This window comes from Clostridium tagluense, assembly GCF_003865095.1.
GTDB classification, from domain to species: Bacteria; Bacillota; Clostridia; order Clostridiales; family Clostridiaceae; genus Clostridium_AD; species Clostridium_AD tagluense.
The window spans coordinates 172,700-196,288 of sequence record NZ_BHYK01000004.1 but is presented as its reverse complement, the minus strand read 5'-3'; the positions used below and the strand labels follow the sequence as shown (position 1 = coordinate 196,288).

The window sequence follows — 23,589 nt, the reverse complement described above, 5'->3', positions numbered from 1 at the left end:
ATTTGTTTATAATTTTGTGAAAATTTTTTGATACTATGAGATTAGAAAGAAAAAAGGAGGAAAATTCAATGGTTAGAAAAAAGATTTTATCCCTGATTTTAACGGTAGCAGTTGTAGGTGGCATAATTACATATGGAATAAACTATAATACTTCAGATACACAAAACATAAAGGTAATGGCATACAAACCATCTGCTCAAACAAATGAAAAGGGCTATCAAATCCACAAATATCAAAAAATTGAAAGTGTTGCTTGGATTAATGATAATGAGGTTTTAACATTAACTAAAAAGGGAGAGTTTAAAATCCCATATTCTACTGAAGCTATAAAATACTGCAGTATCTATAATTTAAACACAAAAAGTTCTAAAGACTTTAAAAATGTAAATATAGATAAATTTATGGGTGTGTCTCCAGATAAAAAGTATGTTCTTTATGCAGAGGAAAGAATCATTCCTAAAGTCGAAAGTGAGTGGCAAAAGGCTCTTGATTCAGGAGAGCTTCTTCATAAAAACGTAAAATTATTAAATTTGTCTACAGGCGAAATCACGAATGTAAATACAGAAAAACTTAATAGTGATGCAAAGTTTATATGGGTAAGTAACAATAAAATTTTAGCAAACTATTCTGACAAATGGAAAATCATTGATACAGCTGGAAAAGTATACACCCAGGGTAGCTACAATGCTGATGAATTTGTTAGTGTGAATATATCTGGTGTTGATGATATTAAAGATTTGGGGACCACTGTAGAAGGTAAATTCTATTACACTCAACGCAGAAGTGGAAAAGAAGGAGTTAAATTATGTACTGCAGATGTTAAAACTAAAGAAATAAAAACTATTTTTTCAAATCAATACTCTGACAGAGCCGATAAAAAAGGCAAAACAATTATAATTGAGCATTTTGATAATAATGGTGAAATATCACCTGATGGAGTATTTGTAAATAGAACTTTTGGAGCTATTATTATGGATGAAACTGGTAAAGAGTTGCAAGATATAAAATTACCTAAAGGTAGACTTAGTAATACCTACGTACTATCACCTGATGGAAGTAAAGTTGCTTATGTAGAATATGCTAATGCTATCAATACTCCCCCTAACCATGAAACAACTATTAAAATTATAGATACTAAGACAGGTGTTATAAAAGAAATAGTTAAGGCTTCTAGTTTAAAAGATAAAGATGCAAAAATTGAATATCGATCATACCATTATATAGACAAAAACGGTAAGGTTGTAAAAACGAAGATACCTATAGTTCTAGCAATTTCAAATATTTGTTGGGATGGTACAAGCGCTGCTTTATCCTTTACTTATGGAGATTATCGTGCAGGTAATAGTCAAATAAATACTTATATTGTTAGTTTGGATAAATAAGTATAAATTATACAATTAAGTATGAGTTAGGTAATTTATATAAATAGAAAGTAAAAGTTTATTAATGGACTCATATTATAACCCTCTTGAATTTCGGTGACTGCTATGCAGCAACGATTTTTACGTGGGTTTTTTTAATGAAAATTACTTTTAGCCCATCTGTAACTACCATTAAATTACATTGTAAACGGAGTTAAAACAGTTTAAGAAAACTCATAACAGTTTATTTCAATTTATTACCTCGTATTGTAATCCACATAAACCCTTAAAACATCTACAGTAGAACATAGTCATAAATATATATTACAAAAAAACAAAAATATATTATTAATATAAGTATAAAAAGCGCAAACATAAGTGAAATTTAAGAAACTTTAATAAGATGTATACCCCCATGAAAAATTTGTAATGTAATAAGTGAATTCATGAAAAAACCTTATATATCAATGGATTCATATGATTACATAGCATATATTTACTGTAATAAAAATAAATTTGTAATTATTTTTAATTTTTCCTTCAAAATTTAGCGGAGCGGCATATATATTCACTGAAAGTGTAATTGTAACAAGTAATTGGTTGTTTTTTATCCTAGAGATAATGCTTAGATAAGCCGTACAAAAGTAATAAAGTATAAGGAATTTTGAAGATGAGTTAAGTAAAATAATGCTTAGAAATAAGCCGTACAAAAGTAATTAGGGGGTAACAAAGTTGATGATGAATAAAATTACAAAAAGTTGTATAAGTGAAATACAGGATCATTTAAGAGATTACGTATTAGAGCATAGCAGTAAAAGTGAAAATAGAAAATTCACATGTTTTAATAAAAGCGCCCATAGTCATAAGGATGAAGATCCAAGTGCAGCAATAGTGCCGGGAAGCAGTGGCAGGTTTTGGATATGTTTTAGTTGTGGAGCTAAAGGTGATATTTTTAAAGCTGCTCAGTATAAAGAGGGTATAGAGGGTTTTTATAATGGAGTAAAATTTTTAAGTGAAAAATATAATATTAAAATTGCAACAGAGCACCAAGGAACTTTTGTAGAAGATGATAATTTTAAAAATTGTCATAAGGATATTGTAGCTAATTACTATTATGAGGATGAACAGGGAAATACATTATATAAGATTTGTAGAAGGGAGTGGATGGATAACGGCAAAAGAAAGAAGGATTTCATGGCTTATACTAAAGATAATAGTAGCTGGAGCTTTGGAATAAAGAGTGCAAGACATGTTATTTATAAGCTGCCAGAGGTTTTAAAGGGTATTGAAAAGGATGAGAATATTTTCTTTGTAGAGGGAGAGAAGTGTGCGGATAAGATTTCAAAGTTGGGCCTAGTAGGTACTACCACTGCCTTTGGAGCTAGGGGATTTTCAGCGTATAGTGGGGATTATGTTTCTTCTTTAGTGGGAGCTAATATAGTTATTTTGCCTGACAATGATGAAAGTGGACGAGCTTATGCAAAGGAAGTTTTAAATGCAGTAAAGAATAAGGCTAAGTCTATTAAAATAATAGAGCTTCCAGATTTGAAACTTAAGGAAGATATTGTAGATTGGATAGAAAATGGAGGCACTGTGGAGAAATTAATTACTTTGGTTAAGGGTGCAGAAGAAACATTTATAGAGGAATGCAGGCCTCGAAGTAAAATTGTAGGAAATATTTTTGAAGACGAGTTTTGTTATTATAAATATCATAAGGAGCAGAAAGTTAATATTTCTAATTTTATTATTAATCCTAAATATTATATTGAAAATGAAGGGGATACTCAAATTACAGGAGACATTGTTACGGAAGACGGGGTTATAGGGGAGAGGATATTTAAGAGCTCTGATTTTGATGATGTAATATCTTTTAGAAAAGCAATAAACAGCTTTAAGACTTTTTATATAGGAAGGATAGAGGACCTTCAATATATAAGATTTATTATTTCAAATAAAACCTGCGATATAAGGAAGGGAGTTACCTTCAGTGGGTTCCATAGGCTTAATAATAAGTGGTGCTTTGTATCAGAGGGGGGAGCTTTAGATTCTGAGGGAAAGTCTACCCTGGATATAGTTATGCAAAATCAATATGCAGAGCTTAATACTAATATTTTAGATAAGGAGGCTATAACTAGAGAAGAGCTTTTATTAATTGCACCATACCTATTTAAATTTAGTATATTAAAAAATACGGCAGCTATATTAGGTTATGTATGTGGTTTGTTTTTGAAAGAAAAGCTTAAAAATAATAAAATTCAATATAATCATCTTTTAATAGAAGGCGAGAGCAGTAGCGGTAAAAGTAGTGCGGTAAAGTATATTATCACTCCTATATTGTGCATGGAGGATGGCATATTAAATGCGGCACAGTGCACAGATTTTGCATTAAACAAAACTGCCAGCAGTAGCAATTTTATACCTCTTATTTTAGAGGAATACAAGCCTCACATAATAGGTAAGTACAAGGTTGATTTAATATCAGGGGTCATGAGGAATTCTTATGATAATTATAAGGGGATAAAAGGGGTAGCCACCTTAGATAAAAATAGATGCTTTATTCCTAGGGCTTCAGTGATTTTGTCTGGGGAGGTAGGAATAGAGGAAACGGCTAATGTGGGAAGGAGCCTTAGAGTTATATTTGCAACTTCTTATTTTGACCAGGAAACTAAGGAAAGTCTAGAAAAATTAAAGGAAAACTCAATTTTACTAAATAAACTTGGAGCGAGTCTTTTGAAGGAGGGCTTAAAAATGGAAGAGAAAAAAGTTAAGGAAATTCATAGTGCAACTTTTGAAAAAATGATTGGCGATAATATTAAAAATGATAGGGTTAGAAATTCTATAAGCAATTGTATTCTTGGTATAGTTTTACTTAAAAAGGTATTTCATGACTTAGCTTTAAATATGGAGGAGTGTACAGACCATTCTATTAAGGATATTATTTCATCAATAGAAAAGGGAGCCTATGAGGATTTATTAGATGGTGGTTCAAGTAATAAAACAGTTATAGAACAAAATTTCGAAACTATGAATCGTATGGCAGCTAATAATGAACTTTTAAGGAATATTGACTATGATGCAGTGCTAGATTTAGAGGGGGATTTTGTGCTGCGCCTTAATTATACATCATTTTATGATAGGTTTGTAAAGTACTGTAGAGAGCATAATGTGACCCACGAGGTGTTACCTCTGAGCAGTTTTAAAAAACAATTGAGTAATATGCAGTATTGTAAATTCTATAATAAGCCTGTGAATTTTTCAGTGAGACTAGAAAATCCAAAGGACAAGAAGACTTTTAGGAGTGCAGTAGTTTATATTGGTAAGCTTAGGGAAAAGAATGTTGATATAGATTTTATGGCGGATGATAATATGGTAGAGTGAAGAAAATTTTAACTTTTAGTGCATAAAAAAGAACATAAAAACACTTAACTTCATAATATAAATAATGTATTTATATTATGGAGGGAAAGCCTTGAAAAAATTAAATCCTGAAAAACTACAAGTTAAATTTGGTGCTATGACAAGTGAAACACAGCCAATTATACCCAGAAAATATACTCTTACCCATTCAGATACTACAGGAGAACTATTTCTCACAATTGCAGCAAAATATGATTATGATAAAATCACTAATATGAGAGATGAAGTGCTAGGGGAATGGAGTAGGGCTAATGATGACTATGCCCTGATGGTTAATGTTATGGTAGACAAAGAAAAGAACGCAGCAATGTCAGCTATCCGTAATGATGTATTTGTGAAAGAGCTCCCTTTGGCATTGGAAGCTATTGTTTATGGAGATAGGGAGCTTTTAAAAGCTAATACTTTTTTATACAAAGCACCTATTTATGTGAAATTTAATTCTGCTTATCCTAGGTTTAATCGCCAGGAGCTTTGGGGAACTCTGTCAGATTATAAGTAAAGATATCCTTCACAAGCCCTTAACATGGAACAAGTGTAGGTGATTATTTAATTCAGCATCCATATAGCATAATTTAAAACCCCAGCAAAGGATACCCAAACTATATAGGGAATCATAAGATAGGCAGAAGGTTTATCTATTCTATAAAACTCAAAAGTAGTTAAAAGAATGAATACTAATAATAGAAGCAATTCTAAAAAAGCTATTGCATAGAGCCTAAATCTGAAAAATATAATAGACCAAAGAAAGTTGAGAAATAACTGGACAACATATAAAACTAATGCTTTTGTTACATCCTCCCCGGATTTACCTTTCATCCAAATTCTATAAGCAGCTACAGCCATTAAAAAGAATAGAATAGTCCATACTACAGGAAAAACCCATCCAGGTGGTGAAAAGGAGGGTTTATTGAAATTTTCATAATCCTTAGAGGCGGTCATACTCAAAAAACCACTTAAAAAACCTACACCTTCTGTTAGTAGAACGCTAATAATAAGAGCAACAATGTTTTTTTCGCCTTTTACCTTAAAAATACTAAACATAGCTTATCTCCTTTTCTATTTTTTTATTATAAAAACTGTGGTTAAAGTAAAATATTTTAACTATATATTTTATAATATATTTATTTTGAAGTTATATTATACCTATAAGAATTTTAGGTGGGTGGTGACACTCTTTTACCTTTCGAAAGCTATCCATATGAAAAGTGTTGCTTTAAATTATATTTTTATATAAATTAAAGCAACGCTTTAATTTTACATATTAATTTTTCATACACCTTTTGCATATGAGGTTCATCGCTATATAAATTAACCTCATCTATTGGAATCCATTTCACAGCACTATTTTCATCTGCTTTTACAATAAGTGGTTCGTCTTCATCAGCCTGGATTAAATAAGCAAGAGACAAATGTAAATGTGCGGATACGTAGTTGCCGTTTTTTACATGACCAAGCACGGGCAATAGGTCTAATGATAATATCTGGGAGGTCACAGGGAAAATATTTTTCACGCCAGTTTCCTCACTTGCTTCTTTAATTGCAACAGCCAGTAAATCATCTTCCCCATCTGCATGGCCACCTGTCCATGACCAGGAATTATATATATTGTGGTGTACCATTAACACTTTATCTTTTGTTTTATTTACTACAAAGCCAGAGCTTGTTATGTGAGCAATGCAATTATCCCGAGTTAAAATATCATCAAATTTATTTATACAATACTCAATTAACTCTTTATCTTTTTTTTCTTGTTCATTATAAGGAGTATAGTTTTTTATAGAATTAATCCAATTCATAGTTAATCTCACTTTCTTTTTTATATTATTTTTTCCACCTTTTTAGTTTGTGAGTATTTCTTGTTAAGAATTTTGCCACAAATTTAGGGAGCTTCATTTCTAATATATATTAAACTTTTAACGACATTTTAGACTATAATATGTAACTTGGATATATAAATATAGGCAAATTTATATTTTTTCCTTGTATCAATTGCTTATTCCCCCTATGGTTTATTAAAAATAAGCTATATATCAAACCATCCTTTACGTTTAAACCATAAAAACATCTCTATGGCAATAATAGCCATAATCAATATAACTACAAAATAACCATACTTCCAAGTAAGTTCAGGCATATTTTGAAAATTCATACCATAAACTCCTGCTATAAAGGTTAGTGGTATAAATATGCTTGTCATAACAGTTAAAACCATCATATTTTTATTCATACGAGTTGAATTTATGGATAAATAATTATCACGCATATCAGAAGTCATTTCCCTATTAGAAGCTATCATATCTGAAAGTTTAACTAAATGATCGTGAATATCAGAAAAGTATAATTTATGTTCATGAAATCCATAAAGCCTCTCAGAGTTTAATATCCTATATAACAAGTCACGCATAGAATTTACAACTCTTCGGAGCTTTAATAAATCACTCCTTATTTCAAAGACTTCATCCATTAAGCTGTGAATGGGCTTTTTCAAACTATTAATTTCAATTTCATTTAACCTATCTTCAATTTTATTAATAGCTGGAAAGAAGTAATCAACTATTTTATCTAACACTTGATGGACAATATAAGAGGGGCCTTTATCCCAATTTTTTTCATTTATTTTTGCCCGCTGCCAGGCTTCATCTAATTCCTTTAGTTGAGTACTGTGATAAGACACGATGTACTTAGTGCTTACAAAAAGAGAGACTTCCACTGGATCTAAAGTATCTTTATCTAAAGCATTAAGCACAAAAAAATTATAATCATCATAATAATCTAGTTTAGGGCTATTTAATGAAAACACACAATCCTCTATGGACAATTGATGAAAATGAAAATAAGTGTCTAATAAGTATATTTCTTCTTGGCTAGGATCATTAAAATCCATCCAGTACCACATTATGTTATCTTTTGACAACTCATCTAAAGGCAAATCATAAATTAGCTTTAGATCTTTTGTAATGGCTATAACACGAATCAAATAAACTCATCCTTTCTTTGGACATGTTTGTTAAATAAAAATGTAATTATACTATTTAATAGTAAAAGAAGGCTTACTCACAAGTATCAAACTATAATAATTCCATTATAATGCAATCATTCCTAATGACAACCAAAATATTAAATAAAAGCACAATTATATTAATATTTTTTAAAATATAGTAAATACTAAGAAGTATGGCAATATAAATCTATATTATAAAAAATAGTTACAAAATACTTTTTGTCTTGACATACAATATAAAAATATATATACTTTGACTATCAAACTATTTGAAAATCAAAGTAAAGGGAGATGGATAATTATGAAGTTACCTCCTTTAAAAATTGGAGAATTAATAGCAAGCGTTCCTATAATTCAAGGCGGTATGGGGGTAGGAGTATCCCTTTCCGGTCTTGCATCAGCTGTTGCAAATGAGGGTGGAATTGGAATAATATCTACTGCTCAAATTGGGTATAATGAAAAAGACTTTGCAAACAATGCAAAGCAAGCAAATAAAAGAGCATTAAGAAGTGAAATTAGGCGCGCTAGAGAATTAAGTCCTAAGGGCATTATAGGAATAAATATAATGGTAGCTATGAATAATTATGAGGAATTAGTAGTAACTGCTCTAGAAGAAGGCATAGATTTAATAATATCTGGCGCAGGTCTTCCACTTAATTTACCTAAAATAGTTAAAGGATTCAAAACAAAGCTTGCACCTATAGTATCATCAGCAAAAGCAGCTACTGTTATATCAAAGATGTGGGATAGGAAAGAGAATTGTGCTGCAGATTTAATTGTTGTTGAAGGACCAGAAGCGGGCGGGCATCTTGGCTTTTCTATGGAATCCTTAATAGAAAACAAAACCCAAGACTTAAAGGACATAATTAAAGAAGTTATTGAGGCGATTAAGCCTTTTGAAGAAAAGTATAATAAAAAAATCCCCGTAATAGCTGCTGGTGGAATTTATACTGGAGCAGATATTGCCGAGTTTATAAAACTTGGTGTGGCAGGGGTACAAATGGCTACTAGATTTGTAGCTACTGAGGAATGTGACGCTTCTTTAGCTTTTAAAATGGCCTATGTTAATTCAAAACAAGAAGATATAAAGATAGTAAAAAGCCCTGTAGGTATGCCAGGGAGAGCTATAAACAATGAGTTTATGAAAAGCGTTTTGGAAAAAGGATGTAAAGTAGATAAATGCTATTTATGCATAAAGGATTGTGATCCAAGACAAACCCCTTACTGTATTACAGAAGCACTAATACAAGCAGTAAAAGGAAACTTAGACAAGGGACTTATTTTTGTGGGAAGCAATGCCTGCAAAGTAGATAAGATTATTTCAGTTAAAGAACTTATGAGTGAACTAGTAACAGGGGCAGAACTTGCGCTTTAAAAATATTGACAAATAGCACTGCCAAAGATATACTTTGATTATCAAAGCATTTGAAAATTAAAGTATGGGAAATGGTGATAAGCATGAGTAAATGTGTTGGCGTTGTCAATGAACTTCTAGTAGAGACCTTTAATGATATATTGCAAATAGAACATAAGGCACTTAAAGAAGGGATACTTAAGGATCTATCAATAACAGAAGTTCATACTATTGATGCAATAGGAATGTATGAATATAGAACTATGACAGAAGTATCTCAAGATCTTAAAATAACTTTGGGTACTCTTACTACAGCTGTAAGTAAACTTTTAAAAAAAGGGTATGTAGATAGAAAAAGAGGGGAAGAAGATAGAAGATCAGTGATGATTGCCCTTACTAGAAAAGGGAAGCTGGCCTATAGAATACATGATAAATTTCATTCTCATATGGTGCACGCAACTATAGATGTTCTTAATGAAGAAGAAGAAGAGGTACTAATAAAATCTCTTGAAAAATTGAACAATTTCTTCAAAGAAAAATATAAATTAGAAGGTTAACGAAAGGGGTACTTGAGCAATGAATGAGGTACAAATAATTGGTACAGGAAGTTATGCACCTAGAAACATAATGACTAATCATCAAATATCAGAAATTGTAGATACTTCTGATGAATGGATAACTTCTAGAACCGGCATCAAGCAGAGACATATATCACAAGGTGAAAACACTTCAGACCTTGCCACAAAAGCTGCATTAGAGGCATTAAAGGATGCGAATGTTAATGCTTGCGATATAGATCTTATAATTCTTGCAAGTACATCACCAGATCAATTTCTTCCAGCTACTGCATGTATAGTTCAAGGAAATATTGGAGCAGTAAATGCTATGGCCTTTGATATATCAGCAGCATGTACAGGGTTTATATTTGCCCTTAATATAGCAGTGCAATTTTTAAAAACTGGTAACCGCAAAAGGGCTTTAATAATAGGTGCTGAGGTACTATCAAAGATTGTTGATTGGACAGACAGAAACACTTGTGTGCTCTTTGGTGATGGTGCAGGAGCAGCAGTAATTGAGGCAGGTAATACGCCGGGGGTTATTTCTGTAAATTCAACTTCAGAAGGTGAAAAGGGTGAATTTTTAACTTGCCCAACTGTAGATGTAAAAAATACTTTTACAAAAGGGAATGAAGATTTTAAAGCAACACTAAGTATGGATGGTAAAGAGATTTTTAGATTTGCAGTAAGAGTTATTGAGAGTAGCATAGATAAAATTTTAAAAGAAAACAATTGTACACTGGATGATATTAAGTATGTAGTTTGCCATCAAGCAAACTCTAGAATAATAGATTTTGTTGTTAAAAGATTGAAGGCTGACAAAGATAAATTTTATGTGAATTTAGACATGTATGGAAATACTTCAGCAGCAAGTATACCCATAGCTTTAGATGAGATAAACAAAAAGAATTTACTTACAGCTGGAGATAAAATTATACTTGTAGGCTTTGGCGGTGGATTAACCTACGGAGCTTCATTAATAGAATGGACAAAAAGTAAATAAAATATTAGGAGGAATTAATAATGGTATTTGAAAAAGTTAAAAATGTAATAGTTGAACAATTAGGTATAGATGCGGTAGAAGTTACAATGGAGGCAAATTTTGCGGATGATTTAGGAGTAGATTCTCTTGAAATATTTGAGATTGTAATGTCATTAGAAGAAGCTTTTGAAATCGAAATACCAAATGAAGATATCGAAAACATTAAGGATGTAAAGGGAATCGTTGCATATATAGAAGCAAAACTTAAATAATAAAAATTGTTGGGTTAGATAATTAGAGAGCTGAACTACTAAGTGTATTAAAATTTAGTTTCCTTCAGTACATTAAAAAAAAGTATATATTACGTGAAATGTAGTTTTAGTAATATATACTTTTTTTTATATAATTATCTAACCCTAATTATATACTTTTAAACAATCAAGGAGGAACAAAATGTTAAATTCTGTATTTTTTAAAAGCTTAGGTGTAAAATATCCAATAATACAAGGTGGAATGGCTTGGGTTGCAGATAGTAGCTTAGCTTCTGCGGTATCAAATGCAGGGGGTCTGGGTATTATAGCAGCAGCCAATGCGCCTGTTGATTATATAAGAGATGAAATTAGAAAAGCGAAACAGTTAACAGACAAACCTTTTGGTGTAAATATAATGCTTTTAAGTGAGAATGCAGAAGAAATTGCACATCTTGTATGCGAAGAAGGGGTTAAAGTAGTTACTACAGGGGCAGGAAACCCAGGAAAATACATGGAACTTTGGAAGGCACATGGAATTAAAGTAATACCGGTAGTTCCTTCTGTGGGCCTTGCTAAGCGTATGGAGAGAGCAGGAGCAGATGCAGTTATCGCAGAAGGATGTGAATCTGGAGGGCATATTGGTGAACTTACAACTATGGCACTGGTTCCTCAAGTTGTTGATGCAGTTAATATTCCTGTAATTGCAGCGGGGGGCATAGGCGACGGACGTGGCGTGGCAGCAGCCTTTATGCTTGGAGTACAGGGAGTTCAAGTGGGAACAAGGTTTTTAGTAGCAAATGAATGTACAATACATGAAAATTACAAACACAAAGTATTAGCGGCAAAGGATATAGATTCAGTTGTTACAGGAAGATCTACAGGGCATCCTATTAGGGTTTTAAAAAACAAGTTATCAAGACAATTTCAAAAGCTTGAAAAGGAAAATGCTCCAGTAGAGGCTTTAGAGGAACTCGGCCGAGGATGTTTACCAAGAGCAGCAAAAGAAGGCGATATAGAGATGGGGTCTATTATGGCAGGACAAATTGCAGGTCTTGTGAAGAAAGAACAAAGCTGCAAAGAAATTATAGAAGAGATGTTTACAGAGGCAGAAGAAGCTATTAAAAAGTTCATATAAAAAAGGATATTATTTGAAATAGATGAAGTTATAAAAAGAACCAAAGGCTATGATTAAGGAGGGGAATTATGAGTAAAATTGCTTTTATTTTTCCGGGACAGGGAGCCCAATATATTGGAATGGGCAAGGAATTATTTGAGAATATAGAGGAATGCAGAAATATATTTAATATGGCAGATAGTGAACTTGGTTTTGAACTAAGTAAACTTTGTTTTGAAGGGACGCAGGAGGAGCTAAATATTACAGAGAATACACAACCCGCTATTTTAACTACTAGCATAGCAGCGCTTGTGGCATTAAGTCAGAAGGGCATAAAATGTGATGTAACTGCAGGACTTAGTCTTGGAGAATACTCAGCACTTGTTTGTAGTGGAGCTATGGATTTTAAAGACGCTGTAAAGCTTGTTAAAAAGCGAGGAAGATTCATGCAACAAGCGGTGCCTGTGGGAATAGGAACTATGGCAGCAATAATAGGGCTTACTACAAATTGTGTTGAAGAAGTTTGCATTGAAGCTAGAGCTTCTGGCATAGTAGAAATCTCTAATTTAAATTGCCCGGGACAAATAGTAATTGCCGGGGAAATAGCGGCGGTGGAACTTGCTTGTGCCGTGGCATTGGAAAAAGGGGCAAAAAAAGCAGTGATTTTACCAGTAAGTGCACCCTTCCATACTTCTATGTTAAAGCCAGCTGCAGAAAAGCTAGAAATTGAGCTTGAAAATATAAACCTTAAAGACATTATTGTTCCAGTAATGACAAATGTAAACGGCGATTATGTAAAGAATAAGGATGATATAAAAGCTAATTTAAAACTTCAAGTTATGAGCTGCGTTTTATGGGAAACAATTATAAGAAATATGATAAAAGATGGCGTTGATACCTTCGTAGAGATAGGACCAGGTAAGGTATTACGTGGCTTTATTAAGAATATAGATAGAAAACTTACAGTACTTAATGTAGAAGATATGGTATCTTTGGACAAAGCAGTAGAAGTGCTTAAGAAGTAGAATTTCTTAAGAAGCAAGGTTAATACAAAAGATGTGAGGGAGAGAAGATATGTTAAAAGGGAAAACAGCAGTAGTTACAGGAGCTAGCCGTGGTATTGGAAGAGCTATAGCATTAAAGCTAGCAAAACTTGGAGCAAATATAGTTGTTAATTATAGAAGCAGTGCAGACGCAGTTCAGGAAGTAGTCAAAGAAATAGAAGCACTAGGTGCTAAGGCACTAGCAGTTCAGTGTGACATAAGTAGTTATAGTGATGTAGAGAATATGATGAAAAAATGTGTTGAACAATTCGGAAGCTTAGATATTTTAGTTAATAATGCTGGCATAACAAAAGATGGTCTTTTAATGAGAATGAAGGAAGAGGATTTTGATAGCGTTATAGATATCAACTTAAAGGGTGCTTTTAATTGCACAAGGCATGTATCAGCAATAATGCTTAAGAAGCGAAGTGGAAGAATAATAAATATATCCTCAGTGTCTGGACTTACAGGAAATGCAGGTCAAGTAAATTATTCCGCGGCTAAAGCGGGAATAATAGGTATGACAAAGGCTGTTGCTAGAGAATTTGCAAGTCGTGGAGTTACTTGTAATGCAGTAGCGCCAGGATATATTCAAACAGATATGACGGATAGTTTGTCCCAAAAAGTTAAAGAGGCTGTACTTAGCGGTATTCCATTAAAAAGACTTGGCATGGCTTGTGATGTGGCAAATGCAGTAGCATTTTTAGCCTCGGAGGAAGCTTCATACATAACAGGTCAAGTTATAAACGTAGATGGTGGAATGGTAATGTAGTTAAAAATTAATAGGTTACTTTTAGTGATAATTAAAGGAGGTTCAATTTATGAAAAATAGAGTTGTTATTACAGGCATGGGAGCAGTTACTCCTATAGGAAATGATGTAGTTAATTTTTGGAATAATGTAAAAGAAGGTACTTGTGGCATAGATGTAATTAAATCTTTTGATATTTCAGAGTTCAAATGTAAGTTGGGCGCAGAGGTTAAAGATTTTGATGTAACAGTAGCATTAGATAAAAGAGAAGCTAGAAAAATGGATAAATACTGTCAGTATGCAATGGTTGCAGCAGACGAAGCTATTAAAAATTCAGGACTTGACTTAAATGCGGTAGATAGTGAAAGATTAGCAGTTATAGTTGGTTCAGGAATAGGTGGACTTGGTACTATTGAGCAAGAGTATGCAAAACTTATGGAAAAGGGCCCGGGCAGAGTGTCACCATTTTTAATACCTATGATAATAGGCAATATGGCAGCAGGAAACATTGCAATAAAGTATGGCGCTAAAGGTAAGTGCACTAGTGTAGTTACTGCTTGTGCTACAGGAACTAATGCCATAGGAGATGCTTTCCACATGATTCAAGATGGAAGAGCAGACATAATAATAGCTGGAGGAGCAGAAGGATCGATAACTCCACTAGCTTTAGCAGGGTTTACTTCTTTAACAGCTTTAACTAAAAGTGAAGATCCGCTAAGAGCATCTATTCCTTTTGACAAAGAGCGAAGCGGTTTTGTTATGGGAGAGGGTGCAGGAATAGTTATACTTGAATCTCTAGAGCATGCTAAAAAAAGAAATGCAAAAATATATGCAGAGATGAGTGGTTATGGATCAACTTGTGATGCCTATCATATAACTTCACCAGCGCCAAATGGAGAAGGTGCTGCAAGAGCAATGGTAATTGCTCTTGAGGATGGAGATGTTAAGCCAGAAGAAGTATCTTACATCAATGCACATGGAACCAGTACTCCTTATAATGACAAGTTTGAAACTGCAGCTATAAAATCTGCATTTGGAGAATACGCATATAAAATACCTATAAGTTCAACAAAGTCTATGACAGGACACCTTCTGGGAGCATCGGGAGCTATAGAAGCTATAGTATGTGTAAAAGCCTTAGAAGAAAGTTTTGTGCCAGCAACGATAGGATATAGTGTTCCAGATGAAGAGTGTGATTTAGATTACGTTCCAAATATTGGACGCAAACAGGGGCTTAAATATGCAATGTCTAATTCACTAGGCTTTGGTGGTCATAATGCTACTATATTACTTAAAAAATGGGATGGTAAATAATTATGGATTATAAAAATATTCAAGAACTAATAAAAACTGTTAGTGAGTCACAGCTTACATCCTTTGAAATTGAGACAGAAGGCATTAAAATAAAGATGGAGAAAAAAGAAGAGCAGGTGCAGGTAGAGAGAGTTACTGTGAATGCTCCGCCGGTACAATCAGTTATTAACGATTCATTAAATAGAGAGAGTATAGCTACAAATAAAATTTCTGAAGAGAAAATACAAAGCAATATAGTAAGCACTATAGAAGATGTAGCTAAGGCAGTACCTGATGAAAGTCTATTTGTAGTCAAATCACCTATTGTTGGAACTATGTACTCATCACCTGGTGATGAATCACAGAATTTCGTAAAAATTGGGTCTGTGGTTAAAAAGGGAGACACCCTTTGTATTTTAGAAGCTATGAAGCTTATGAATGAAATTGAAAGTGAAGTAGATGGAGAAATTGTAGAAGTATTAGCCTTAAATGAAGATATGGTAGAGTACGGACAGCCATTATTTAAAATACGTAAAAAATAGTTGAGGTGTAGTAGTTGGGAATTGTAATCTCTCAACTTACTTATATGAGTGAAAGGTGGAAGCAATAATATGGAAAATATAAAAGGTACTACTTTGAATATAAAACAAATTCAAGAAATTATTCCTCATAGATATCCATTTTTATTTGTGGATAAAGTAGAGGAATTAGAGCCAGGGAAAAGAGCTGTAGGGTACAAGAATATTACTATGAATGAGTATTTCTTCCAGGGTCATTTTCCAACAGAACCTATACTTCCAGGAGTAATAATAATCGAAGCTCTTGCACAGGTTGGAGCAGTAGCACTTTTAAGTATGGAAAATTACAAAGGTAAAATTGCTTATTTTGGTGGTATTAATAAAGCTAGATTTAGAAAAAAAGTTGTTCCTGGAGATGTACTAAAACTTGAGGTAGAAATAATCAAAATGAAGGGACCTGTTGGAATTGGAAAGGCATTAGCTACAGTAAATGGAGAAAAGGTTGCAGAAGCTGAAATTACGTTTGCAGTAGGGATCTAATAATAATTTTAAGGGCAGGGAAGGTAAATAATATGTTTAAGAAGATATTAATTGCTAATAGAGGCGAAATAGCAGTAAGAATAATTAGGGCTTGTCATGAAATGGGCATCCAAACGGTAGCGGTATATTCTGAGGTAGATAAAACAGCTCTTCATACCCAGATGGCAGATGAGGCTATATGTATAGGACCAGCTAAATCTAAGGATAGTTATTTAAACATGCAAAATATTTTAAGTGCCACAGTGCTTACAGGTGCAGAAGCAATTCATCCTGGATTTGGATTTTTATCTGAAAACAGTAAATTTGCACAGATGTGTGAGGAATGTAATATAAAATTTATAGGGCCAGATTCACAAAATATAGATAATATGGGTAATAAGCTAAAAGCAAGAGAAATCATGATAAAGGCGGGAGTACCAGTGGTACCTGGATCAGAAGGAGCCATTGATTCTGAAGAAGATGCAATAAGTTCAGCCCAGAAAATAGGATATCCTGTAATGATAAAAGCTTCAGCGGGTGGAGGGGGACGTGGTATAAGAGTTGTTACAAAAGAAGAAGATCTTATAAACGCATTCAATACTGCTAAAACAGAGTCAAAAACAGCTTTTGGTGATGACACAATGTATATGGAGAAATTCATAGAAGAGCCAAGACATATAGAGTTTCAAATACTTGCAGATGAGCACGGAAATGTTATTCATCTTGGAGAGAGAGACTGTTCTATACAAAGGCGGAATCAAAAGGTAATAGAAGAGGCACCAGGAGTTGCAATGACAGAGGAACTTAGAAAACAGATGGGTGAGGTTGCAGTTATTGCAGCTAAGTCTATTAAATATAAAAATGCTGGAACTATAGAATTTTTATTAGATAAGTATGGGAAATACTATTTTATGGAGATGAATACGCGCATTCAGGTAGAGCATCCAATAACAGAAATGATCACAGGAGTAGATTTAGTTAAAGCTCAGATAATGATTGCTTCGGGACAAGTGCTCCCTTATAAACAGAAGGATATAAAGATTCAGGGGCATGCTATTGAATGTAGAATAAATGCAGAAAATCCAAGTAAAAACTTCATGCCTTGCCCAGGTGAAATAAAATCGCTTCACCTTCCTGGGGGAAATGGAGTAAGGATTGATAGTGCGGCATATCAAGGGTACAAAATTCCGCCTACCTATGACTCCATGATAGGAAAACTAATTGTACACGGAAAAGATAGGCAGGAAGCGCTATGTAAAATGAGAAGGGCCTTAGGAGAGTTTATAATTGAAGGTGTGGATACTAATATAGACTTCCAATTTAAAATAGTAAACAATAAAAACTTTATAAATGGGAATTTTGATACTAGCTTTATTAGTAAAGAATTCAAAAATATCTAAAAGTAGCTAAATATATACTGGAATTTATTGCCTGAAAGTTTTATACTAGAAGAATGAGTATAGAATATAGGAGAATTGATATAGGGAAGTTAGATTACAACTCTCAATTCTAAGCTGAGTGATGGTATATTTTTAGAAAGGGGCAGTTATATGTTTGAGTTTAAACGTATATTTAAAAAGAGTAGATATATCGAGGTTAAAAATTTAGAAGATGAAGATGGCGAGAAAAAACCTAATATACCCAGCGGAATGTGGGTTAAATGTGAGACTTGTGGTAAGATCCTTTATAGTAAGGATTTAGAAAGTAGTATAATGACCTGTGAAAATTGTAGAACACATTTTAGAATTGGGTCTAGAGAAAGAATAAATTACACTATAGATAGTGAAACTTTTATAGAATATGATAAAGATATGATCTCAGGCAATCCTATAGAATTTGAAGGATATGAAGATAAACTTCAAGATTTAAGAGACAAAACATTATTAAATGAAGCTGTGATAACTGGTGAAGGAAAGATAAATGGTCAGGATACTGTAATTGCAGTGATGGATAGTAATTTTATGATGGGGAGCATGGGTAGCGTTGTTGGAGAGAAAATCACAAGGGCTATTGAAAGCGCAACAGAATCTAAAAAGCCAATTATTATATTTACAGCTTCTGGTGGGGCTAGGATGCAGGAAGGTATATATTCATTAATGCAAATGGCTAAAACTAGTGCTGCTATTGCAAGACATAATGAAAAAGGATGCCTTTATGTAACAGTGCTTACTGATCCCACTACCGGAGGAGTTACTGCAAGTTTTGCAATGCTTGGAGATATAATAATAGCTGAGCCCAATGCACTAATAGGCTTTGCAGGCAAACGAGTTATTGAACAAACCATAAAGCAAAAATTGCCTGATGGCTTTCAGAGGGCTGAATTTTTGCTTCAAAAGGGTTTTATAGATATGGTGGTGGATAGAAAAGCTATGAAGGATACATTAACTGAGATATTGAAAATTCATAGCTAATATAGAGTGATAAAAGCAACACATGGGGAGGAGATTTTATGGGAACTTTGCCTTTTGAAAAGCACATGTATGAACTTAAAAGTAAAATTGATGAACTTAAAAATTTAGCAACAGAGCAAAATATGGATTTAGAAAAAGAAATAAGACAGATGGAAGTTAAACTCTATAATATGCAAAAGGAAGCCTATAAAAATTTAACTGCCTGGGATAAAGTAAGTATTGCAAGGCTTGTGGAACGTCCTACTGCACTTGATTATATAAATAGAATTTTTGAAAATTTTATGGAACTACATGGAGATAGATATTATGGAGACGATGCGGCTATTGTAGGTGGCATTGCATATATTAATGGTATTGCTGTAACTGTTATTGCTCAGCAAAAGGGAAATAACACAAAGGAAAATATAAAGAGAAACTTTGGAATGCCAAATCCAGAAGGATATAGAAAAGCTTTAAGGCTTATGAAACAGGCAGAAAAGTTTAAAAGACCTGTTATTTGTCTTGTAGATACTCCAGGAGCATATTGTGGACTAGGTGCAGAAGAAAGAGGTCAAGGCGAAGCAATTGCTAGAAATCTTATGGAAATGTCAAATTTAAAAACACCAGTAATCTCCATAGTTATAGGAGAAGGTGGAAGTGGTGGAGCTTTAGCCTTGGCGGTAGCGGATGAGGTTTGGATGCTTGAGCATGCAATTTATTCTATTTTATCACCAGAGGGTTTTGCTTCTATATTATTTAAAGATGCAAGGCTTGCGCGTGAAGCTGCTAATGCAATGAAAATAACAGCTCAAGATTTAATTAATTTTGGAATAATAGATAGAATTATAAAAGAGCCACTAGGGGGCGCGCATACTAATGTAGATGAGATGGCATTAAGTATTAAGCGTAATTTAGAGGAATCAATTAATAGATTAACAGCGGAACCTATAGAATCATTACTTACCAAAAGATATTATAAATTTAGAAAGATTGGCAAGGTAGTAGAATAAACCATAGGCTCATAAGGTCATTAATGTGTTTAATTTTGCTGTGTTTAAGAAAAGTATATATACTTTTCTTTTTTTTTGTATTGAAGTGTATGTATAAATCATACATAATAGAAGATGAGAATAATATTTAGCAGAAGGGCAAAGGGGAATTGAGTTATGAGTAAAAAACATAGTGAGACAATTTTAGTAATAGATTCAGGATGCGATTTACCTTTAGATTATATTGGACAAGATAATATAGTACCCATAGGGTTAGTATGCAATTTTAAAGGTGAGGCGATAGAGGATGACTTTGGAAAAAAATTTATTCGTAAGGACTTTTATGATGCTTTAAGGCAAGGAGAAATGCCAACGACCTCACAGATAAATAGCCAAAAGTATGTAGAGGTTTTTAAAAAGTATGTTAAGAAAAAAAAATCTATCATATATATTGTTATGTCTTCTGGAATATCAGGAACTATAAATAGTGCAAATCTAGCAAGAGAAACTATACTTGAAGACTTCCCAGAGGCAGATATAAGCATAGTTGATAGTAAATGTGCAAGCCTTGGGCAAGGACTTTTAGTTCATTATGCCTACGAGATGTTAAAAAAAGGAAGTTCGAAAGATGAAATAGTTACCTGGCTTGAGGCAAATAAACTTAAGATTAACCATTGGTTTACAGTTAATGATTTAAACCATTTAAAAAGAGGTGGGAGAATATCAAGTTCAGCTGCAACCGTTGGTACATTGTTGAATATAAAACCTGTTTTGTTTATTGACAACGAAGGACTACTTACTCCTTTTTCTAAATGTAGAGGAAGAAAAAAGGCAATACATACCCTAGCTGAAAAATTCAAAGAAAGAACAGACCCAAATGTATTGCAAGTTATTGCCATAAGTCATGGGGATTGTCTTTCTGATGCATTAACTCTTGAGGCATTGGTTCGTGAGAATGGAAATGTTAAAGATGTTATTTTAAATTATGTGGGTACAGCCATAGGGTCTCATACAGGACCAGAAATATTAGGATTATATTTTATAGCCGATGAAAGATAGGGCTAAACTATATTGTGGGGAATAAAATTGCAATTATAATTTCATTTAATATATTAAAAGAAATTTATATAAATAAGGTAAAAGGGAGACGTCTTATTACGACGGCTTCATTTTGATTTATAAAACATAAAAACAACATTAATATTTTTTTATATTAATGTTGTTTTTATTTATATTTCACTAAAATTGAAGCTCAAAAGGCAAGCTGTTGGGAATACTATTCTGTTTCTTTTCCTAATTTCTTAGATTCTTTAGAAACGCCTATTTCATTTGCAGTTTCCATTCTCATTTTAGATAATTCTTGTTTTGTTTTTGGATTAGCCTTTTTATTATCTTTGCTATTTTTGTTGTCTTTATGTGACATTGTATAACCCTCCTTGTATTGTTTAAGCGTAAAAAACAATTGTTAATTGATTTACACTTTCTAATAAATCTGTTCAATAATAATATAACCAAAATCATGAAATGTATTCGAGAAAAATGTATTTTAAAATGATATAATTAGTAATATTTAAAAAAGTTACTTAGGAGGAAATGTTAATATGGATAAAACAATAGGATTTATAGGTTGCGGTAATATGGCACAAGCTATGATAGGTGGAATAGTAAAATCTGATTTAGTTTCTAGTAAAAAAGTAATAGGGAGTAATCCATCAGATAGGAGTTTAAATAAGGTAAAAGAAGAATATAATATTTTAGTAACTAAGGATAATGTGGAAGTTGCGAAGTTTTCTGATATATTAATATTAGCTGTAAAGCCTTATAAATATTTTGAGGTTATCCATGAAATAAAACCATATTTAAAGAAGGCTGTAGTTATAGTAACTATAGCTGCGGGGATAACGCTTGCGGGTATGAGCGGCGCATTAGGAGACTGCGCAAAAGTTATAAGAACTATGCCGAATACTCCAGCACTTGTAGGCGAAGGAATGAGTGCACTGTGTGCTAATAAAAATATAACTAAAGAAGAATTGCAAGATGTAGTAAGTATTTTTGAAAGCTTTGGTAAGGTAGAAATATTAGAGGAAAATCTTATTGAGATAGTTCCAGCGGTAAGTGGTTCATCACCTGCTTATGTGTATATGTTTATTGAAGCCTTAGGAGATGGTGCTGTACTTCAAGGAATGCCAAGAGATAAGGCTTATAGAATGGCAGCTCAAGCAGTTCTAGGAGCAGCTAAAATGGTTCTTGAAACGGGAGAACACCCAGGAAAGCTTAAAGACAATGTATGTTCACCAGGAGGAACTACTATAGAAGCAGTATATACCTTAGAGAAAAATAATTTTAGGGGCTCAGTAATTTCAGCTATGGAAAGTTGCACAGAAAAGGCAATTAAAATGGGTAAAAAATAATCTTAATTGTAAAACAGCCTAATAAAAAGTTTACGCTTTCTCAGGCTGTTTTTTTATATTCTAAAATGCCTCTAAAGCTATAGAATAACTCAATCTAATGCAATAAAATATAGCGGGTTTGCTATAAAGAGGAACAAAGTTTATACTTTGTTTATAATTTGTTTATAGAAAGTAGAGACATGTACTTTAAAATAGAATTATGAAAGGCTTTCATGTTATAAAGCAAATTTAAATAAAAAGGGGATTCTATAAAATGAAATTAAATAAAACAACAACAACAATCATAAGTTTTGCTCTAGGTACGGTAATGTTTACAACTACAGCTATTGCTCAAGTATTATCTAAAAGTGGGTATGATCAGCTTAAAGATTCTGTAAAATATACAGCAGAAAGTTGTACAACTAAACTTTCAAGCTACACCACGGATATGTCATTTAGTTTAAAGGATAATGGTACAGTTATTTATTCTGGTAATTCTCTTGATAAAGTTGATGTATCAAAGGGAGCTAAGGAAAGTGTATCAAATATGGTAGAGGGTTCAAAAAAGAGTGGAAATTATAATTATTATGATAAAAAAGGTTTTATAAGTAAAGACAGTGAAAAAAATATTTATTATGCAACTGAATATACAAGTCCTCGGGAAATTGGAGCTTCTAAAAACCCTTTTAAAGAAAAAAGAGCTGATGATATGGAGAAAATTGCAGATGCTCTTGTAGGTAATTTAAAAGATGCAGTGGTAGTTGCCGAAAATTCAGATGGAACTAAGACTTTATCTGGTTCTTTAAGTGAAGCTCAAATACCAGCACTTATTAATGCAGTGGTATCTTTTCAATCTAAGAACGAATTTGGTTCTAATAATGAGCAAAATATTCCTAGAATAACAAAGGATGTATTTGTAAAAGAAGTTAAAGGTAATATGGTAACAACTAAAGAGGGATTAATTCAAAATGTTCTTGGCAGTGGAGTGATTTCAGGTAAAGATGACAGTGGTAAAGATCATAAATTAACCTTCGAACTATTAGTAAAGATGACGGGTATTAACTCAACTAAGGTTAGCAGTCCAGATCTTACTGGTAAGAAAGTAGAAAAAAATATACAGCAAGATCATAGTAAGTTATCTAATCCTGAAAAATATATAGGAAAATACAAATCAGATATTCTAATGGAGAAGGATGCTAAATTCGTAAAAATAGGTGAAAGATTTATAGATGTTACCGCAGTAAACGAAAAGAGCATTAGTGGAAGACATTATGAAGAATATGCAAAGGGATATGAAGAATACGCAAAGGATAAAAAGGACTTTAAGTTTGATGCAAAATTCGAAAAAGATCAGTTTAATGGAGCAGTTATTGCAGAAGGATCTTCAAATAAAAGCATAAAAGGTAATATATCTATTATCCAAGGTTCAGCAAAAATATACTTTAACATAGCTGATAACATAAGCAGAAATATAATTAACGATGATCAATATAGTAAAGTATTCAACTAATATTGAAGCTTGGCAGAAGATGATTTAATGGTATTATGGGTAGGGGACTCTAAAACAAAATATGGTAGGGGTCCCCAGCTTATAATTTTATTTTTATTATATGGTGATTAATGTGATTTTAAATCTATAATAACAAAACTTATCAAAGTAA

23 protein-coding genes are annotated in these 23,589 nt (G+C 32.8%); 19 read left to right on the top strand and 4 right to left on the bottom strand.

The features are described from left to right. Positions 1–68: 68 nt before the first annotated feature. From Ctaglu_RS05050 to Ctaglu_RS05040, 3 genes are all read left to right on the top strand, one after another. Positions 69–1,382, top strand: a complete 1,314-nt coding sequence (locus Ctaglu_RS05050; protein WP_124998699.1) for a hypothetical protein — start codon at positions 69–71, stop codon at positions 1,380–1,382. A gap of 711 nt (positions 1,383–2,093) precedes the next feature. Beyond that, the gene (locus Ctaglu_RS05045) at positions 2,094–4,739 is read left to right on the top strand and encodes a hypothetical protein (RefSeq protein WP_148097581.1); all 2,646 of its coding nucleotides are present in this window, start codon (positions 2,094–2,096) and stop codon (positions 4,737–4,739) included. A 91-nt stretch (positions 4,740–4,830) separates the two neighbouring features. Further along, the gene (locus Ctaglu_RS05040) at positions 4,831–5,277 is read left to right on the top strand and encodes a staygreen family protein (protein WP_124998695.1); all 447 of its coding nucleotides are present in this window, start codon (positions 4,831–4,833) and stop codon (positions 5,275–5,277) included. A gap of 47 nt (positions 5,278–5,324) precedes the next feature. Here the strand turns inward: Ctaglu_RS05040 and Ctaglu_RS05035 are convergent, their stop codons facing one another. From Ctaglu_RS05035 to corA, 3 genes are all read right to left on the bottom strand, one after another. Continuing rightward, positions 5,325–5,819: a TspO/MBR family protein gene (locus Ctaglu_RS05035; RefSeq protein WP_124998694.1), complete on the bottom strand. Its 495-nt coding sequence runs from the start codon at positions 5,817–5,819 to the stop codon at positions 5,325–5,327. Positions 5,820–6,013: 194 nt separating this feature from the next. Next, positions 6,014–6,574 (bottom strand): NUDIX hydrolase, encoded by a 561-nt coding sequence (locus Ctaglu_RS05030; RefSeq protein WP_124998692.1) that lies wholly within the window; start codon positions 6,572–6,574, stop codon positions 6,014–6,016. A gap of 227 nt (positions 6,575–6,801) precedes the next feature. Further along, on the bottom strand, positions 6,802–7,755 hold the full coding sequence (gene corA, locus Ctaglu_RS05025; protein ID WP_124998690.1) for a magnesium/cobalt transporter CorA: 954 nt from the start codon (positions 7,753–7,755) through the stop codon (positions 6,802–6,804). Positions 7,756–8,080: 325 nt separating this feature from the next. Between corA and Ctaglu_RS05020 the strand changes: the two genes are divergently transcribed. The 14 genes from Ctaglu_RS05020 (at position 8,081) to Ctaglu_RS04955 (ending at position 20,597) form a co-directional block, all read left to right on the top strand. After that, a complete protein-coding gene (locus tag Ctaglu_RS05020) occupies positions 8,081–9,154 on the top strand; it encodes an NAD(P)H-dependent flavin oxidoreductase (RefSeq protein ID WP_124998688.1) in 1,074 nt (357 codons plus the stop codon). 83 nt (positions 9,155–9,237) lie between these two features. Continuing rightward, a complete protein-coding gene (locus Ctaglu_RS05015; protein WP_124998864.1) occupies positions 9,238–9,690 on the top strand; it encodes a MarR family winged helix-turn-helix transcriptional regulator in 453 nt (150 codons plus the stop codon). Positions 9,691–9,709: 19 nt separating this feature from the next. Then, positions 9,710–10,693, top strand: coding sequence for a beta-ketoacyl-ACP synthase III (locus tag Ctaglu_RS05010; RefSeq protein ID WP_124998687.1), 984 nt, complete (start codon positions 9,710–9,712; stop codon positions 10,691–10,693). A 20-nt stretch (positions 10,694–10,713) separates the two neighbouring features. Then, positions 10,714–10,944, top strand: coding sequence for an acyl carrier protein (gene acpP / locus Ctaglu_RS05005; protein ID WP_124998685.1), 231 nt, complete (start codon positions 10,714–10,716; stop codon positions 10,942–10,944). A gap of 181 nt (positions 10,945–11,125) precedes the next feature. Further along, positions 11,126–12,058, top strand: coding sequence for an enoyl-[acyl-carrier-protein] reductase FabK (gene fabK / locus Ctaglu_RS05000; RefSeq protein ID WP_124998683.1), 933 nt, complete (start codon positions 11,126–11,128; stop codon positions 12,056–12,058). Between the two features lie 68 nt (positions 12,059–12,126). Beyond that, the gene (gene fabD / locus Ctaglu_RS04995; protein WP_124998681.1) at positions 12,127–13,062 is read left to right on the top strand and encodes an ACP S-malonyltransferase; all 936 of its coding nucleotides are present in this window, start codon (positions 12,127–12,129) and stop codon (positions 13,060–13,062) included. A 49-nt stretch (positions 13,063–13,111) separates the two neighbouring features. After that, a complete protein-coding gene (fabG, locus tag Ctaglu_RS04990) occupies positions 13,112–13,852 on the top strand; it encodes a 3-oxoacyl-[acyl-carrier-protein] reductase (protein WP_124998679.1) in 741 nt (246 codons plus the stop codon). Between the two features lie 49 nt (positions 13,853–13,901). Beyond that, positions 13,902–15,143, top strand: coding sequence for a beta-ketoacyl-ACP synthase II (gene fabF, locus Ctaglu_RS04985; RefSeq protein ID WP_124998677.1), 1,242 nt, complete (start codon positions 13,902–13,904; stop codon positions 15,141–15,143). A 2-nt stretch (positions 15,144–15,145) separates the two neighbouring features. Further along, entirely contained in the window at positions 15,146–15,664 is a 519-nt protein-coding gene (accB, locus tag Ctaglu_RS04980; protein ID WP_124998675.1) for an acetyl-CoA carboxylase biotin carboxyl carrier protein, read from the top strand. Positions 15,665–15,733: 69 nt separating this feature from the next. Beyond that, on the top strand, positions 15,734–16,180 hold the full coding sequence (gene fabZ / locus Ctaglu_RS04975) for a 3-hydroxyacyl-ACP dehydratase FabZ (protein ID WP_124998673.1): 447 nt from the start codon (positions 15,734–15,736) through the stop codon (positions 16,178–16,180). A 32-nt stretch (positions 16,181–16,212) separates the two neighbouring features. Continuing rightward, entirely contained in the window at positions 16,213–17,559 is a 1,347-nt protein-coding gene (locus Ctaglu_RS04970) for an acetyl-CoA carboxylase biotin carboxylase subunit (protein ID WP_124998671.1), read from the top strand. Positions 17,560–17,709: 150 nt separating this feature from the next. Further along, positions 17,710–18,570, top strand: coding sequence for an acetyl-CoA carboxylase, carboxyltransferase subunit beta (gene accD, locus Ctaglu_RS04965; protein ID WP_124998669.1), 861 nt, complete (start codon positions 17,710–17,712; stop codon positions 18,568–18,570). Between the two features lie 38 nt (positions 18,571–18,608). Beyond that, on the top strand, positions 18,609–19,559 hold the full coding sequence (locus Ctaglu_RS04960) for an acetyl-CoA carboxylase carboxyltransferase subunit alpha (protein ID WP_124998667.1): 951 nt from the start codon (positions 18,609–18,611) through the stop codon (positions 19,557–19,559). A gap of 156 nt (positions 19,560–19,715) precedes the next feature. Beyond that, a complete protein-coding gene (locus Ctaglu_RS04955; RefSeq protein WP_124998665.1) occupies positions 19,716–20,597 on the top strand; it encodes a DegV family protein in 882 nt (293 codons plus the stop codon). 217 nt (positions 20,598–20,814) lie between these two features. Here Ctaglu_RS04955 and Ctaglu_RS04950 read toward each other — a convergent pair whose 3' ends face one another. Then, positions 20,815–20,961: a small, acid-soluble spore protein, alpha/beta type gene (locus Ctaglu_RS04950; protein ID WP_124998663.1), complete on the bottom strand. Its 147-nt coding sequence runs from the start codon at positions 20,959–20,961 to the stop codon at positions 20,815–20,817. A 178-nt stretch (positions 20,962–21,139) separates the two neighbouring features. Here Ctaglu_RS04950 and proC point away from each other — a divergent pair, with 178 nt between their 5' ends. Next, entirely contained in the window at positions 21,140–21,949 is an 810-nt protein-coding gene (gene proC, locus Ctaglu_RS04945) for a pyrroline-5-carboxylate reductase (protein WP_124998661.1), read from the top strand. A gap of 253 nt (positions 21,950–22,202) precedes the next feature. After that, positions 22,203–23,438: a hypothetical protein gene (locus Ctaglu_RS04940; protein WP_233439694.1), complete on the top strand. Its 1,236-nt coding sequence runs from the start codon at positions 22,203–22,205 to the stop codon at positions 23,436–23,438. Positions 23,439–23,589 lie beyond the last annotated feature (151 nt).

Excerpts from the sequence above, each read along its gene's own strand:
- fabK (WP_124998683.1), top strand. The coding sequence starts at position 11,126 with ATGTTAAATTCTGTATTTTTTAAAAGCTTAGGTGTAAAATATCCAATA.
- Ctaglu_RS05010 (WP_124998687.1), top strand. The coding sequence starts at position 9,710 with ATGAATGAGGTACAAATAATTGGTACAGGAAGTTATGCACCTAGAAAC.
- Ctaglu_RS04960 (WP_124998667.1), top strand. The coding sequence starts at position 18,609 with ATGGGAACTTTGCCTTTTGAAAAGCACATGTATGAACTTAAAAGTAAA.
- fabD (WP_124998681.1), top strand. The coding sequence starts at position 12,127 with ATGAGTAAAATTGCTTTTATTTTTCCGGGACAGGGAGCCCAATATATT.
- accD (WP_124998669.1), top strand. The coding sequence starts at position 17,710 with ATGTTTGAGTTTAAACGTATATTTAAAAAGAGTAGATATATCGAGGTT.
- accB (WP_124998675.1), top strand. The coding sequence starts at position 15,146 with ATGGATTATAAAAATATTCAAGAACTAATAAAAACTGTTAGTGAGTCA.
- Ctaglu_RS05030 (WP_124998692.1), bottom strand. The coding sequence starts at position 6,574 with ATGAATTGGATTAATTCTATAAAAAACTATACTCCTTATAATGAACAA.
- fabF (WP_124998677.1), top strand. The coding sequence starts at position 13,902 with ATGAAAAATAGAGTTGTTATTACAGGCATGGGAGCAGTTACTCCTATA.
- fabZ (WP_124998673.1), top strand. The coding sequence starts at position 15,734 with ATGGAAAATATAAAAGGTACTACTTTGAATATAAAACAAATTCAAGAA.
- acpP (WP_124998685.1), top strand. The coding sequence starts at position 10,714 with ATGGTATTTGAAAAAGTTAAAAATGTAATAGTTGAACAATTAGGTATA.
- Ctaglu_RS05035 (WP_124998694.1), bottom strand. The coding sequence starts at position 5,819 with ATGTTTAGTATTTTTAAGGTAAAAGGCGAAAAAAACATTGTTGCTCTT.
- fabG (WP_124998679.1), top strand. The coding sequence starts at position 13,112 with ATGTTAAAAGGGAAAACAGCAGTAGTTACAGGAGCTAGCCGTGGTATT.
- Ctaglu_RS05050 (WP_124998699.1), top strand. The coding sequence starts at position 69 with ATGGTTAGAAAAAAGATTTTATCCCTGATTTTAACGGTAGCAGTTGTA.
- Ctaglu_RS05020 (WP_124998688.1), top strand. The coding sequence starts at position 8,081 with ATGAAGTTACCTCCTTTAAAAATTGGAGAATTAATAGCAAGCGTTCCT.
- proC (WP_124998661.1), top strand. The coding sequence starts at position 21,140 with ATGGATAAAACAATAGGATTTATAGGTTGCGGTAATATGGCACAAGCT.
- Ctaglu_RS05015 (WP_124998864.1), top strand. The coding sequence starts at position 9,238 with ATGAGTAAATGTGTTGGCGTTGTCAATGAACTTCTAGTAGAGACCTTT.
- Ctaglu_RS04940 (WP_233439694.1), top strand. The coding sequence starts at position 22,203 with ATGAAATTAAATAAAACAACAACAACAATCATAAGTTTTGCTCTAGGT.
- Ctaglu_RS04970 (WP_124998671.1), top strand. The coding sequence starts at position 16,213 with ATGTTTAAGAAGATATTAATTGCTAATAGAGGCGAAATAGCAGTAAGA.
- Ctaglu_RS04950 (WP_124998663.1), bottom strand. The coding sequence starts at position 20,961 with ATGTCACATAAAGACAACAAAAATAGCAAAGATAATAAAAAGGCTAAT.
- Ctaglu_RS04955 (WP_124998665.1), top strand. The coding sequence starts at position 19,716 with ATGAGTAAAAAACATAGTGAGACAATTTTAGTAATAGATTCAGGATGC.